24 protein-coding genes are annotated in these 13,148 nt (G+C 65.5%); all 24 read left to right on the forward strand.

Annotation, left to right across the window (positions count from 1 at the left end):
- Positions 1-15 precede the first annotated feature (15 nt).
- The 24 genes from rplV to STRNI_RS24010 all read left to right on the forward strand — a co-directional run bounded on the left by rplV (position 16) and on the right by STRNI_RS24010 (position 13,105).
- On the forward strand, positions 16-363 hold the full coding sequence (gene rplV, locus STRNI_RS23895) for a 50S ribosomal protein L22 (RefSeq protein WP_006604878.1): 348 nt from the start codon (positions 16-18) through the stop codon (positions 361-363).
- On the forward strand, positions 363-1,190 hold the full coding sequence (gene rpsC / locus STRNI_RS23900; RefSeq protein ID WP_018090897.1) for a 30S ribosomal protein S3: 828 nt from the start codon (positions 363-365) through the stop codon (positions 1,188-1,190). Before rplV ends, rpsC begins: the two co-directional genes overlap by 1 nt.
- 5 nt (positions 1,191-1,195) lie before the next feature.
- Complete coding sequence (gene rplP, locus STRNI_RS23905) at positions 1,196-1,615, forward strand: 50S ribosomal protein L16 (RefSeq protein ID WP_006604880.1); 420 nt, start codon at positions 1,196-1,198, stop codon at positions 1,613-1,615.
- Positions 1,615-1,839, forward strand: a complete 225-nt coding sequence (gene rpmC, locus STRNI_RS23910) for a 50S ribosomal protein L29 (protein ID WP_018090896.1) — start codon at positions 1,615-1,617, stop codon at positions 1,837-1,839. Before rplP ends, rpmC begins: the two co-directional genes overlap by 1 nt.
- Positions 1,839-2,120 carry a 30S ribosomal protein S17 gene (gene rpsQ, locus STRNI_RS23915; RefSeq protein WP_006604882.1) on the forward strand — a complete coding sequence of 94 codons (282 nt, stop codon included), beginning with the start codon at positions 1,839-1,841 and terminating at the stop codon, positions 2,118-2,120. The genes rpmC and rpsQ overlap by 1 nt, the downstream gene beginning before the upstream one ends.
- A 107-nt stretch (positions 2,121-2,227) precedes the next feature.
- Complete coding sequence (rplN, locus tag STRNI_RS23920; RefSeq protein ID WP_003992364.1) at positions 2,228-2,596, forward strand: 50S ribosomal protein L14; 369 nt, start codon at positions 2,228-2,230, stop codon at positions 2,594-2,596.
- 3 nt (positions 2,597-2,599) lie between these two features.
- Positions 2,600-2,923, forward strand: coding sequence for a 50S ribosomal protein L24 (rplX, locus tag STRNI_RS23925; RefSeq protein WP_006604883.1), 324 nt, complete (start codon positions 2,600-2,602; stop codon positions 2,921-2,923).
- Positions 2,923-3,483 (forward strand): 50S ribosomal protein L5, encoded by a 561-nt coding sequence (gene rplE, locus STRNI_RS23930; protein ID WP_018090895.1) that lies wholly within the window; start codon positions 2,923-2,925, stop codon positions 3,481-3,483. Before rplX ends, rplE begins: the two co-directional genes overlap by 1 nt.
- Before the next feature lie 5 nt (positions 3,484-3,488).
- A complete protein-coding gene (locus STRNI_RS23935) occupies positions 3,489-3,674 on the forward strand; it encodes a type Z 30S ribosomal protein S14 (protein ID WP_003956452.1) in 186 nt (61 codons plus the stop codon).
- 238 nt (positions 3,675-3,912) lie between these two features.
- Entirely contained in the window at positions 3,913-4,311 is a 399-nt protein-coding gene (rpsH, locus tag STRNI_RS23940) for a 30S ribosomal protein S8 (protein WP_006604885.1), read from the forward strand.
- Between the two features lie 22 nt (positions 4,312-4,333).
- Complete coding sequence (gene rplF / locus STRNI_RS23945) at positions 4,334-4,873, forward strand: 50S ribosomal protein L6 (RefSeq protein WP_018090894.1); 540 nt, start codon at positions 4,334-4,336, stop codon at positions 4,871-4,873.
- Positions 4,874-4,876: 3 nt separating this feature from the next.
- Positions 4,877-5,260 carry a 50S ribosomal protein L18 gene (gene rplR / locus STRNI_RS23950; RefSeq protein ID WP_018090893.1) on the forward strand — a complete coding sequence of 128 codons (384 nt, stop codon included), beginning with the start codon at positions 4,877-4,879 and terminating at the stop codon, positions 5,258-5,260.
- A gap of 46 nt (positions 5,261-5,306) precedes the next feature.
- Entirely contained in the window at positions 5,307-5,909 is a 603-nt protein-coding gene (gene rpsE, locus STRNI_RS23955; protein ID WP_006604888.1) for a 30S ribosomal protein S5, read from the forward strand.
- The gene (gene rpmD / locus STRNI_RS23960) at positions 5,909-6,091 is read left to right on the forward strand and encodes a 50S ribosomal protein L30 (RefSeq protein WP_006604889.1); all 183 of its coding nucleotides are present in this window, start codon (positions 5,909-5,911) and stop codon (positions 6,089-6,091) included. Before rpsE ends, rpmD begins: the two co-directional genes overlap by 1 nt.
- Before the next feature lies 1 nt (position 6,092).
- A complete protein-coding gene (gene rplO, locus STRNI_RS23965) occupies positions 6,093-6,548 on the forward strand; it encodes a 50S ribosomal protein L15 (protein ID WP_018090892.1) in 456 nt (151 codons plus the stop codon).
- Positions 6,549-6,773: 225 nt separating this feature from the next.
- Positions 6,774-8,087: a preprotein translocase subunit SecY gene (gene secY, locus STRNI_RS23970; RefSeq protein ID WP_018090891.1), complete on the forward strand. Its 1,314-nt coding sequence runs from the start codon at positions 6,774-6,776 to the stop codon at positions 8,085-8,087.
- Positions 8,087-8,743, forward strand: coding sequence for an adenylate kinase (locus STRNI_RS23975; RefSeq protein WP_159487746.1), 657 nt, complete (start codon positions 8,087-8,089; stop codon positions 8,741-8,743). The genes secY and STRNI_RS23975 overlap by 1 nt, the downstream gene beginning before the upstream one ends.
- Positions 8,744-8,866: 123 nt before the next feature.
- The gene (gene map, locus STRNI_RS23980; RefSeq protein ID WP_018090889.1) at positions 8,867-9,703 is read left to right on the forward strand and encodes a type I methionyl aminopeptidase; all 837 of its coding nucleotides are present in this window, start codon (positions 8,867-8,869) and stop codon (positions 9,701-9,703) included.
- A 171-nt stretch (positions 9,704-9,874) separates the two neighbouring features.
- Complete coding sequence (gene infA, locus STRNI_RS23985; RefSeq protein WP_003956442.1) at positions 9,875-10,096, forward strand: translation initiation factor IF-1; 222 nt, start codon at positions 9,875-9,877, stop codon at positions 10,094-10,096.
- 60 nt (positions 10,097-10,156) lie between these two features.
- On the forward strand, positions 10,157-10,270 hold the full coding sequence (rpmJ, locus tag STRNI_RS23990; protein WP_003956441.1) for a 50S ribosomal protein L36: 114 nt from the start codon (positions 10,157-10,159) through the stop codon (positions 10,268-10,270).
- A 198-nt stretch (positions 10,271-10,468) separates the two neighbouring features.
- Positions 10,469-10,849, forward strand: coding sequence for a 30S ribosomal protein S13 (gene rpsM, locus STRNI_RS23995; RefSeq protein ID WP_018090888.1), 381 nt, complete (start codon positions 10,469-10,471; stop codon positions 10,847-10,849).
- A gap of 65 nt (positions 10,850-10,914) precedes the next feature.
- Entirely contained in the window at positions 10,915-11,319 is a 405-nt protein-coding gene (gene rpsK / locus STRNI_RS24000) for a 30S ribosomal protein S11 (protein WP_004571845.1), read from the forward strand.
- Between the two features lie 27 nt (positions 11,320-11,346).
- Positions 11,347-11,973, forward strand: coding sequence for a 30S ribosomal protein S4 (rpsD, locus tag STRNI_RS24005; RefSeq protein WP_006604895.1), 627 nt, complete (start codon positions 11,347-11,349; stop codon positions 11,971-11,973).
- A gap of 109 nt (positions 11,974-12,082) precedes the next feature.
- A complete protein-coding gene (locus tag STRNI_RS24010) occupies positions 12,083-13,105 on the forward strand; it encodes a DNA-directed RNA polymerase subunit alpha (RefSeq protein ID WP_003956430.1) in 1,023 nt (340 codons plus the stop codon).
- The last annotated feature ends 43 nt before the right edge of the window (positions 13,106-13,148 follow it).

Genomic DNA, 13,148 nt, shown 5'->3' on the forward strand with positions numbered 1-13,148 from the left:
ACCGAAGGGACAACCATGGAAGCCAGGGCCCAGGCGCGGTACATCCGCGTCACGCCCATGAAGGCCCGCCGCGTGGTGGACCTTATCCGTGGCATGGATGCCACGGAGGCTCAGGCGGTCCTGCGTTTCGCCCCGCAGGCCGCGAGCGTGCCGGTTGGCAAGGTGCTGGACAGCGCCATTGCCAACGCTGCACACAACTACGACCACACCGACGCCGGCAGCCTCGTCATTTCCGAGGCCTATGTCGACGAGGGCCCGACCCTGAAGCGGTTCCGTCCGCGTGCTCAGGGCCGTGCCTACCGGATCCGCAAGCGGACCAGCCACATCACCGTGGTCGTCAGCAGCAAGGAAGGAACCCGGTAATGGGCCAGAAGGTAAACCCGCACGGGTTCCGCCTCGGCGTGACGACGGACTTCAAGTCCCGCTGGTACGCCGACAAGCTGTACAAGGACTACGTCAAGGAAGACGTCGCCATTCGTCGCATGATGACGAAGGGCATGGAGCGCGCCGGTATCTCCAAGGTGGAGATCGAGCGCACCCGTGAGCGCGTCCGCGTTGACATCCACACCGCTCGTCCGGGCATCGTCATCGGCCGCCGCGGCGCCGAGGCCGACCGCATCCGCGGCGAGCTGGAGAAGCTGACCGGCAAGCAGGTCCAGCTGAACATCCTCGAGGTCAAGAACCCCGAGACCGATGCTCAGCTCGTGGCCCAGGCCGTCGCCGAGCAGCTCTCGTCCCGCGTCTCCTTCCGTCGCGCCATGCGTAAGAGCATGCAGTCGACGATGAAGGCCGGCGCCAAGGGCATCAAGATCCAGTGCGGTGGCCGTCTCGGCGGCGCCGAGATGTCCCGCTCGGAGTTCTACCGCGAGGGCCGTGTGCCCCTGCACACGCTCCGCGCGAACGTCGACTACGGCTTCTTCGAGGCCAAGACCACCTTCGGCCGCATCGGCGTGAAGGTCTGGATCTACAAGGGCGACGTCAAGAACATCGCCGAGGTGCGTGCCGAGAACGCTGCCGCCCGTGCGGGTAACCGCCCGGCCCGCGGTGGCGGCAACGACCGCCCGCGCCGCGGTGGCGAGCGTGGCGGCCGCGGTGGCCGCAAGCCGCAGCAGCAGACCGCCGCTGCCGAGGCCCCCAAGGCCGAGGCCGCTGCCGCTGCTCCGGCGGAGACCCCCGGAACGGAGGCCTGACCGACATGCTGATCCCTCGCAGGGTCAAGCACCGCAAGCAGCACCACCCGAAGCGCAGTGGTATGGCCAAGGGTGGCACCGAGCTGGCCTTCGGTGAGTACGGAATCCAGGCCGTGACCCCGGCCTACGTGACGAACCGGCAGATCGAGTCCGCTCGTATTGCCATGACCCGTCACATCAAGCGTGGCGGCAAGGTGTGGATCAACATCTACCCCGACCGTCCGCTGACGAAGAAGCCGGCCGAAACCCGCATGGGTTCCGGTAAGGGTTCTCCGGAGTGGTGGGTCGCGAACGTCAAGCCCGGTCGGGTGATGTTCGAGCTGTCCTTCCCGAACGAAAAGGTTGCCAAGGAGGCGCTGACCCGCGCCGCCCACAAGCTTCCGATGAAGTGCCGCATCGTGCGGCGCGAGGCAGGTGAGTCGTGATGGCGGCCGGTACCAAGGCGACCGAGCTGCGCGAGCTGAATGACGAGGACCTCGTCGGCAAGCTTCGTGAGGCCAAGGAGGAGCTGTTCAACCTCCGCTTCCAGGCGGCGACCGGACAGCTTGAGAACCACGGTCGGCTCAAGTCCGTCCGTAAGGACATCGCCCGGATCTACACCCTGATGCGTGAGCGCGAGCTGGGCATCGAGACGGTGGAGAGCGCCTGATGAGCGAGAAGAATGTGACTGAGACGAACGAGCGCGGTTTCCGCAAGACCCGTGAGGGCCTCGTCGTCAGCGACAAGATGGACAAGACCGTCGTCGTCGCTGTCGAGGACCGCGTCAAGCACGCGCTGTACGGCAAGGTCATCCGCCGTACGAACAAGCTCAAGGCGCACGACGAGCAGAACGCTGCCGGCGTCGGCGACCGCGTCCTCCTGATGGAGACCCGGCCGCTGTCCGCCACCAAGCGCTGGCGCATCGTCGAGATCCTCGAGAAGGCCAAGTAATCCCTCCTAGGGGGACCCCCTAGGAACAGTTCCGCCAGGCTCGGCAGGGGCTTCGTCTCGTACGAGGCGGCCCCTGCCGGGAACCGGCAGACACACAGGAGATAGACGTGATCCAGCAGGAGTCGCGACTTCGGGTCGCCGACAACACTGGTGCGAAGGAAATCCTTTGCATCCGTGTTCTCGGTGGTTCCGGTCGCCGCTACGCGGGCATCGGTGACGTCATCGTCGCCACCGTGAAGGATGCGATCCCCGGTGGCAACGTGAAGAAGGGTGACGTCATCAAGGCGGTCATCGTTCGGACCGTCAAGGAGCGCCGCCGTCCGGACGGCTCGTACATCCGCTTCGACGAGAACGCGGCCGTCATCCTCAAGAACGATGGCGACCCCCGCGGCACCCGCATCTTCGGCCCCGTGGGCCGGGAGCTGCGCGAGAAGAAGTTCATGAAGATCATCTCGCTCGCGCCGGAGGTGCTGTAACCGATGAAGATCAAGAAGGGCGACCTGGTCCAGGTCATCACCGGTAAGGACAAGGGCAAGCAGGGCAAGGTCATCCAGGCCTTCCCCCGCGAGGACCGTGTCCTGGTCGAGGGTGTCAACCGGGTCAAGAAGCACACCAAGGCCGGACAGACCGCTCGTGGTTCGAAGACCGGCGGCATCGTGACGACCGAGGCCCCTGTCCACGTCAGCAACGTTCAGCTGGTCGTGGAGAAGGACGGTAACAAGGTCGTCACCCGCGTCGGATACCGCTTCGACGACGAGGGCAACAAGATCCGCGTTGCCAAGCGGACCGGTGAGGACATCTGATGACTGCCACCACCAACGCGCCGCGTCTGAAGACGCGCTACCGCGAAGAGATCGCCGGGAAGCTGAAGGACGAGTTCTCCTACGAGAACGTCATGCAGATCCCCGGTCTGACCAAGATCGTGGTCAACATGGGTGTGGGCGACGCCGCCCGCGACTCCAAGCTGATCGAGGGTGCCATCAAGGACCTCACCACGATCACCGGCCAGAAGCCGGCCGTCACCAAGGCCCGTAAGTCCATCGCGCAGTTCAAGCTGCGTGAGGGCCAGCCGATCGGTGCCCACGTCACCCTCCGCGGTGACCGCATGTGGGAGTTCCTGGACCGCCTGCTGTCGCTCGCGCTGCCGCGCATCCGCGACTTCCGTGGTCTGTCCCCGAAGCAGTTCGACGGTCGGGGCAACTACACCTTCGGTCTCACCGAGCAGGTCATGTTCCACGAGATCGACCAGGACAAGATCGACCGTACCCGGGGTATGGACATCACCGTGGTCACCACGGCGACCAACGACGATGAGGGCCGCGCTCTCCTTCGTCACCTCGGCTTCCCGTTCAAGGAGGCGTGAGCGAGATGGCGAAGAAGGCTCTGATTGCCAAGGCTGCTCGCAAGCCGAAGTTCGGTGTGCGCGCGTACACCCGCTGCCAGCGCTGCGGCCGTCCGCACTCCGTCTACCGCAAGTTCGGCCTGTGCCGCGTGTGCCTTCGTGAGATGGCTCACCGTGGCGAGCTGCCGGGCGTGACCAAGAGCTCCTGGTAATCCCTTCATTGGGACGACCAGGGCTCTCGGTAAGCATTCGGTCGGCGGGCGTCCACTCCTCCTTTCCCGTAGGGTAGAGGGGTTTGGGCGCACCGCCGCCCGAGACCGACCGCGGGCCGTGCCCGCATAAAGTCGCTTACTACGCCGTAGGTCCCCGCGCCGCACCCGTCCCGACTCTGATCGGGGAGAGGGATGGCGCACATAGGAAACCCCGGCGAGAGAGGCCGAAGGCCAATTCATGACCATGACTGATCCCATCGCAGACATGCTGACCCGTCTGCGTAACGCGAACTCGGCGTACCACGACACCGTCGTGATGCCGCACAGCAAGATCAAGTCGCACATCGCGGAAATCCTCCAGCAGGAGGGTTACATCACCGGCTGGCGCGTCGAGGACGCCGAGGTTGGCAAGAACCTCGTCCTCGAGCTGAAGTTCGGCCCGAACCGCGAGCGCTCGATCGCCGGCATCAAGCGGATTTCGAAGCCGGGCCTGCGGGTCTACGCAAAGTCCACCAACCTGCCGAAGGTCCTCGGCGGCCTGGGCGTGGCGATCATCTCCACGTCCCACGGTCTCCTGACCGGTCAGCAGGCCAGCAAGAAGGGCGTGGGTGGGGAAGTCCTCGCCTACGTCTGGTAACCAGGGAACGGAGGAATAGCTAATGTCGCGTATTGGCAAGCTGCCCATCCAGGTTCCCGCTGGTGTGGACGTCACCATCGATGGCCGTACGGTCGCGGTGAAGGGCCCCAAGGGTTCCCTCGCGCACACCGTCGCGGCTCCCATCGAGGTCGCCAAGGGTGAGGACGGCGTTATCACCGTCTCGCGCCCGAACGACGAGCGTCAGAACAAGGCCCTGCACGGCCTGTCCCGCACGCTGGTGGCGAACATGATCACCGGCGTGACCCAGGGCTACAGCAAGGCGCTCGAGATCAGCGGTGTCGGTTACCGCGTCCAGGCGAAGGGCTCCAACCTGGAGTTCTCGCTGGGCTACAGCCACCCGATCCTGGTCGAGGCCCCCGAGGGCATCTCCTTCAAGGTCGAGTCGCCCACGAAGCTCAGCGTCGAGGGCATCGACAAGCAGAAGGTCGGCGAGGTGGCGGCGAACATCCGCAAGCTGCGCAAGCCTGACCCGTACAAGGCCAAGGGCGTCAAGTACGCCGGCGAGGTCATCCGCCGCAAGGTCGGAAAGGCTGGTAAGTAAGCCATGGCATACGGTGTGAAGATCGCTAAGGGTGACGCCTACAAGCGCGCCGCCGCTAAGCGTCGCCACATCCGCATCCGTAAGCGGATTTCGGGTACGCCGGAGCGTCCGCGTCTGGTGGTGACGCGGACCAACCGTGGCATCACGGCGCAGGTCATCGACGACATCGCGGGCCACACGCTGGCCTCCGCGTCGACCCTGGACGCTTCGATTCGTGGTGGCGAGGGCGACAAGAGCGCTCAGGCCAAGCAGGTCGGCTCCCTGGTCGCTGAGCGTGCCAAGGCCGCCGGTGTCGAGGCCGTCGTGTTCGACCGTGGTGGCAAGCAGTACGCCGGGCGGATTGCCGCTCTGGCCGACGCCGCCCGCGAAGCCGGGCTGAAGTTCTAAGCCCCGGTTCCGGAGCTAGCGGACGTAACAGAGAGAGGTAAATCCAATGGCTGGACCCCAGCGCCGCGGGAGCGGTGCCGGTGGCGGCGAGCGGCGGGACCGGAAGGGTCGCGACGGTGGCGCTGCCGCCGAGAAGACCGCATACGTTGAGCGCGTTGTCGCGATCAACCGTGTCGCCAAGGTTGTCAAGGGTGGCCGTCGCTTCAGCTTCACCGCGCTGGTCGTGGTGGGCGACGGTGACGGCACCGTAGGTGTCGGTTACGGCAAGGCCAAGGAAGTTCCGGCTGCCATCGCCAAGGGCGTGGAAGAGGCCAAGAAGAACTTCTTCAAGGTCCCCCGTATCCAGGGCACCATCCCTCACCCCATCCAGGGCGAGAAGGCTGCGGGCGTCGTCCTGCTCAAGCCGGCTTCCCCCGGTACCGGTGTGATCGCCGGTGGCCCCGTGCGTGCCGTTCTGGAGTGCGCGGGCATCCACGACGTGCTGAGCAAGTCGCTCGGTTCGTCGAACCCGATCAACATCGTGCACGCCACGGTGACCGCGCTTCAGGGCCTGCAGCGCCCCGAGGAGATCGCGGCCCGTCGTGGCCTGCCGCTGGAGGACGTTGCTCCCGCCGCTCTGCTGCGGGCGCGTGCCGGGGTGACCGCGTAATGGCGCACCTCAAGATCACGCAGACGAAGTCCTACATCGGTAGCAAGCAGAACCACCGCGACACCCTTCGTTCGCTGGGCCTCAAGCGGCTCAACGACGTGGTTGTCAAGGAGGACCGCCCCGAGTTCCGCGGCATGGTGCACACCGTCCGCCACCTCGTGACGGTTGAGGAGGTCGACTGACATGGCGGAGACCAACCCGCTGAAGGTCCACAACCTCCGGCCCGCCCCGGGCGCCAAGACCGCCAAGACCCGTGTGGGTCGTGGTGAGGCGTCCAAGGGTAAGACCGCTGGTCGTGGTACCAAGGGCACGAAGGCCCGTTACCAGGTTCCGGAGCGCTTCGAGGGCGGGCAGATGCCCCTCCACATGCGCCTCCCGAAGCTGAAGGGCTTCAAGAACCCCGCCCACAAGCAGTTCCAGGTCGTGAACCTGGCCAAGCTGGCCGAGCTCTACCCGCAGGGTGGCGAGGTCACGGTGGCCGATCTGGTCGCCAAGGGCGCGGTGCGCAAGAACGAGCTCGTCAAGGTCCTGGGCCAGGGCGAGGTCTCCGTGGCGCTGCAGGTTTCGGTTGACGCCGTTTCCGGCTCCGCCAAGGAGAAGATCGCCGCTGCCGGCGGCACCGTCACCGAGCTCATCTGAGTTCGTTGGTTCAACTGACCGGGGATGCCCAGCGATTGGGGCATCCCCGGTTGGTCGTTCCAAGGGGGTATGGTCGCCGGTAAGGTGGCGTGCAGTGTTGTTTTGTCCGGGACCAGAGCTCGGACGTTCGCCGCACAGGCCGTGCCTGTGCGGTTTTGGCCGCTAACTATTCGTCGATCCTCAAGACCGTCACCTCTCGCACAGGCGGGAGGCGCAGGAGGCACCGTGCTCACCGCGTTCGCCCGAGCGTTCAAGACGCCCGACCTGCGCAAGAAGCTGCTGTTCACATTGGGCATCATCGTGCTCTACCGGATCGGCGCGCATGTCCCGGTCCCCGGGGTGAATTACGCGAACGTCGAGACCTGCATGAAGCAGGCCGGCGGTAACAGCGGGTTGTTCGCCCTGGTGAACATGTTCAGCGGTGGTGCGCTGCTGCAGATCACGATCTTCGCGCTGGGGATCATGCCGTACATCACGGCGAGCATCATCCTCCAGCTGCTGACCGTGGTGATTCCCCGGCTGGAGTCCCTCAAGAAAGAGGGGCAGTCCGGTCAGGCGAAAATTACCCAGTACACGCGCTATCTGACCGTGGCGCTCGCCATCCTGCAGGGCACCGGCCTGGTGGCCACCGCCCGCAGCGGTGCGCTCTTCCAGAGCTGCCCGGTCGCCAGCGAGATCGTGCCCAGCGACTCGATCTTCACCACCATCACGATGGTCATCACGATGACCGCCGGCACCGCCCTGATCATGTGGCTCGGCGAGCTGGTCACCGACCGCGGTATCGGTAACGGCATGTCGATCCTGATGTTCATCTCGATCGCCGCCGGATTCCCGGGCGCGCTGTGGCAGATCAAGCTCACCGGCAAGCTGGCCGACGGCTGGATCGAGTTCTTCGCCGTGATCGCGGTGGGCCTCGCGATGGTCGCCCTGGTGGTCTTCGTCGAGCAGGCTCAGCGGCGGATCCCGGTGCAGTACGCGAAGCGGATGATCGGCCGCCGGTCCTACGGCGGTACGTCCACTTACATCCCGCTCAAGGTGAACCAGGCAGGTGTGATTCCTGTCATCTTCGCGTCATCGCTGCTCTACATTCCAGCCCTCCTCGCACAGTTCAGCGGGTCGAAGGCGGCATGGGCGACGTGGATCGCCACCAACTTCACCAAGGGAAATCACCCGGTTTACATCGTTACGTACTTCCTGCTGATCGTGTTCTTCGCCTTCTTCTACGTGGCCATCAGCTTCAACCCCGAAGAAGTTGCCGACAACATGAAGAAGTATGGTGGCTTCATCCCGGGTATCCGGGCTGGTCGCCCGACGGCCGAGTACCTCAGCTACGTGCTCAACCGGATCACGTGGCCGGGCTCGCTGTACCTGGGGCTGATCGCGCTCGTACCAACAGTGGCGTTGGTGCTCTTCAACGCGAACCAGAACTTCCCGTTCGGCGGGACAAGCATCCTCATCATCGTGGGTGTGGGCCTGGAGACCGTGAAGCAGATCGAGAGCCAGCTTCAGCAGCGCAACTACGAAGGGTTCCTCCGCTGATGCGAATCGTCCTCGTCGGACCCCCGGGGGCCGGCAAGGGTACGCAGGCTGCGTACCTTGCCAAGAACCTCGCGATCCCGCACATCTCCACGGGGGACCTGTTCCGCGCCAACATCAGCCAGGGGACGCCCCTCGGCCGCGAGGCGAAGTCATACATGGACGCCGGCAATCTGGTGCCCGACTCGGTCACCATCGCGATGGCCGAGGACCGTATGGAGCAGCCCGACGCAGCCAACGGCTTCCTGCTGGACGGCTTCCCCCGCAACCTGGGCCAGGCCAAGGCGCTGGACGAGTACCTCAAGGACAAGAACCTCAAGCTGGACGCCGTCCTGGACCTGGAGGTCCCCGAGGACGAGGTCGTCAAGCGGATCGCCGGCCGGCGCATCTGCCGCAACGACAGCAGCCACGTCTTCCACGCCGAGTACAACAAGCCGGCGGTCGAGGGCGTCTGTGACGTCTGCGGCGGCGAGCTGTACCAGCGGGACGACGACCGTGAGGAGACCGTCCGCAAGCGCCTGGAGGTCTACCACACGGAGACCGAGCCGATCATCGACTACTACAAGGCGCAGGACCTGGTGGTCACGCTCCTGGCGATGGGCAAGGTCGACGAGGTCACCAAGCGCGCGATGGCGGCCCTGCCGTCCCGGGACGCCTAAGCAGCAAACGGCTTGCCTACGGCCGCGGTGCCCGCAACGGGTACCGCGGCCGTATCGTGTACGGGGCGGTTGTGACGACCGCCGGAGAAGCGTTGTAGTCGGTTCAGGAAGGCGCCAGCCCTCATGGTGGAGATCAAGACCCCCGAGCAGATCGCGAAGATGCGCGAGGCGGGGCTGGTGGTCGCCGCCATTCACGCGGCGACCCGGAAGGTCGCGGTGCCGGGCGCCACGACCAAGGACCTGGACGACGCGGCACGCAAGGTGCTCGCCGAACACGGTGCGAAGTCGAACTTCCTCGGATACGGCGGCTTCCCCGCGACGATCTGCACCTCGGTCAACGACGTCGTGGTCCACGGCATCCCCGACACCGAGACGGTGCTGCAGAACGGCGACATCATCTCCATCGACTGCGGCGCGATCATCGACGGCTGGCACGGCGACGCGGCGTACACCGCCTTCGTCGGGTCCGGTCACTCGGCGGAGCTGGTCGAGCTGAGCCGGGTCACCGAGGAGTCGATGTGGGCGGGCGTCGCGGCGGTCGCCAAGGGCAACCGCCTGGTGGACATCTCCAAGGCGATCGAGGGCTACATCCGCCGCCAGCCCCGCCCGGCGAGCGGTAAGTACGGCATCGTCGAGGACTACGGCGGCCACGGCATCGGCTCGCAGATGCACATGGACCCGCATCTGCTGAACTACGTCGACCGCAAGCGCGGCCGCGGCCCGAAGCTGGTGCCCGGTTTCTGCATCGCGATCGAGCCGATGGTGAACCTCGGCACGGCCAAGACCCATGTGCTCGACGACGACTGGACGGTCAAGTCGAACGACGGCAGCTGGTCCTCGCACTGGGAGCACTCGGTCGCGCTGACCGAGGAGGGCCCGCTGGTGCTGACCGCGCCGGACGGCGGCAAGGCCAAGCTCGCCGAGCTGGGGATCACGGCGGCGCCCGATCCGCTGGCGTGAGCCGGGCCGCCTGGGCGTAAGGATCACGCCTGATGGGCAATAATCCTGGATTCGTCTTTTCCTGGACGCTGGCGTAGACTGACGCGTCGGCTCTCGTGCATCCGTATGCCCTCTTGGTTGAGGGTGTGGTGCGGGATAGTCGATCAAGGTAGCCGATTCGAAGGGCGAAGCGTGGCCAAGAAGCAAGGTGCCATCGAGATCGAGGGCACCGTGATCGAGTCCCTCCCGAACGCCATGTTCAAGGTGGAGCTCCAGAACGGTCACAAGGTCCTCGCGCACATCAGCGGCAAGATGCGGATGCACTACATCCGTATCCTCCCGGATGACCGGGTCGTGGTGGAGCTTTCTCCGTACGACCTGACGCGTGGCCGGATCGTCTACCGCTACAAGTAGATCTTGTCGCCGCCCCGCTCCCGTGGGGTGACGGCACTGACCCGGAGAACCTCACATCCCATGAAGGTCAAGCCGAGCGTCAAGAAGATCTGCGACAAGTGCAAGGTGATCCGCCGCCACGGCCGGGTCATGGTCATCTGCGACAACCTGCGCCACAAGCAGCGCCAGGGCTGACGCACGCCGACCACCTGCATTTCGCAGTTTTCGCGCGACGCAAGCACATACGTACATACGCAGTCACCCGACCCCCGCATCACTCGCGTGGGGACGACACCCCCGGCTCGGAGGCCGGGGACCCGGCTCGTAATTCTTCAGAGTCTTACGGGAACGGTGCTGCGGAAGACCTCCGAATAGCCATCAGGAGCCACATCAATGGCACGCCTCGCAGGCGTTGATCTCCCGCGCGAAAAGCGTGTGGAGGTCGCCCTCACCTACGTCTTCGGTATCGGGCGGACGCTGTCGCAGCAGACTCTCGCCGCCACCGGCGTGAACCCGAACACCCGTGTTCGCGACCTGGCCGAGGAAGACCTCGTCAAGATCCGCGAGTACGTGGACAACAACCTCAAGACCGAGGGTGACCTCCGTCGCGAGATCCAGGCCGACATCCGCCGCAAGGTCGAGATCGGCTGCTACCAGGGTCTGCGTCACCGTCGCGGTCTGCCGGTGCACGGTCAGCGCACCAGCACGAACGCCCGTACCCGCAAGGGCCCGCGTCGCGCGATCGCCGGCAAGAAGAAGCCGGGCAAGAAGTAGTCCTCAGCAGGACGCTTACCAGCGGTCTTCGCTTGTAGGACCGACCACCTCCACGGGAGTAATGAATGCCTCCGAAGGGCCGTACGGCCGGCGCCAAGAAGGTGCGCCGCAAGGAGAAGAAGAACGTTGCCCACGGGCACGCTCACATCAAGAGCACGTTCAACAACACGATCGTTTCGATCACGGACCCCACGGGCAACGTGATCTCTTGGGCCTCTGCCGGCCACGTCGGCTTCAAGGGCTCGCGCAAGTCCACCCCCTTCGCCGCGCAGATGGCCGCCGAGTCGGCCGCCCGCCGCGCGCAGGAGCACGGCATGCGCAAGGTCGACGTCTTCGTCAAGGGTCCCGGCTCCGGCCGTGAGACCGCGATCCGCTCCCTCCAGGCCACCGGCCTCGAGGTGGGTTCGATCCAGGACGTCACCCCCACTCCTCACAACGGATGCCGCCCGCCCAAGCGTCGCCGCGTCTGACCACCTGAAGTAGGAGACAACTAGACAATGGCGCGTTACACCGGGGCCGACTGCAAGCGTTGCCGTCGGGAGAAGCAGAAGCTCTTCCTCAAGGGGAGCAAGTGCGAGAGCGCGAAGTGCCCGATCGAGATCCGTCCTTACCCCCCGGGTGAGCACGGTCGCGGGCGCACCAAGGACAGCGAGTACCTGCTCCAGCTTCGTGAGAAGCAGAAGTGCAGCCGTATCTACGGTGTCCTTGAGAAGCAGTTCGTGAACTACTACAAGGAAGCGAACCAGAAGACCGGCAAGACCGGTGAGAACCTTCTGCGCATCCTTGAGACCCGCCTCGACAACGTGGTCTACCGGGCCGGCTTTGCCAAGTCCCGCGACCACGCCCGTCAGCTGGTCCGTCACGGACACATCAACGTGAACGGCCGCAAGACCGACATCCCGTCGGCTCGTGTGTCCGTGAACGACATCGTCGAGGTCCGCGAGGGCTCTCGGAACCTGACCCCCTTCGAGGTGGCCAAGGCCGAGGCCGGCGAGAAGACGGTTCCGGCCTGGCTGGAAGCGATTCCGTCGAACCTGCGGATTCTCGTGCACAGCATGCCCGAGCGCCAGGTGATCGACACCCAGGTGCAGGAGCAGCTGATCGTTGAGCTCTACTCCAAGTAAGAGCTGACCGGTGGGGGCGGTACGGAGCCGATGGCGCCGTGCCGCCCGTACCCTTGTCAGTACAGCGGGCGTCAAATAGCGGGCGTCCACGACTGAAGGATCGAACACCATGCTGATTGCTCAGCGTCCCTCGTTGACCGAAGAGGTCGTCGACGAATACCGCTCCCGGTTCGTGATCGAGCCGCTGGAGCCGGGCTTCGGCTACACCCTCGGCAACTCCCTGCGTCGGACCCTCCTGTCCTCGATCCCGGGTGCGGCGGTCACGTCCATCCGCATCGACGGTGTCCTGCACGAGTTCACCACCGTGCCGGGCGTCAAGGAGGACGTCACCGACCTCATCCTCAACATCAAGCAGCTGGTCGTCTCCTCCGAGCACGACGAGCCGGTCGTGATGTACCTGCGCAAGCAGGGTCCCGGCCTGGTCACCGCTGCTGACATCGCGCCCCCGGCCGGTGTCGAGGTGCACAACCCGGACCTGGTCCTCGCCACCCTGAACGGCAAGGGCAAGCTGGAGATGGAGCTGACCGTCGAGCGCGGTCGCGGCTATGTCTCCGCCGTGCAGAACAAGCAGGTGGGCCAGGAGATCGGCCGTATCCCGGTCGACTCCATCTACTCGCCGGTGCTCAAGGTCACCTACAAGGTCGAGGCGACCCGTGTCGAGCAGCGCACCGACTTCGACAAGCTGATCGTCGACGTCGAGACCAAGCAGGCCATGCGCCCGCGTGACGCCATGGCGTCCGCCGGTAAGACCCTGGTCGAGCTGTTCGGTCTGGCGCGCGAGCTCAACATCGACGCCGAGGGCATCGACATGGGCCCGTCCCCGACGGACGCCGCCCTGGCCGCCGACCTGGCGCTGCCGATCGAGGAGCTGGAGCTCACGGTCCGCTCGTACAACTGCCTCAAGCGTGAGGGCATCCACTCCGTGGGTGAGCTCGTGGCGCGCTCCGAGGCCGACCTGCTCGACATCCGCAACTTCGGTGCGAAGTCGATCGACGAGGTCAAGGCGAAGCTGGCCGGCATGGGCCTGGCGCTGAAGGACTCGCCTCCCGGGTTCGACCCGACCGCCGCCGCCGACGCCTTCGGCGCGGACGACGACGCGGACGCCGGGTTCGTCGAGACCGAGCAGTACTAAGAGCTCGGGCCGGACGGCCTGATTTCGGCTGCGGGCCGGCTGT

The organism is Streptomyces nigrescens, assembly GCF_027626975.1.
Classification (GTDB): domain Bacteria; phylum Actinomycetota; class Actinomycetes; order Streptomycetales; family Streptomycetaceae; genus Streptomyces; species Streptomyces nigrescens.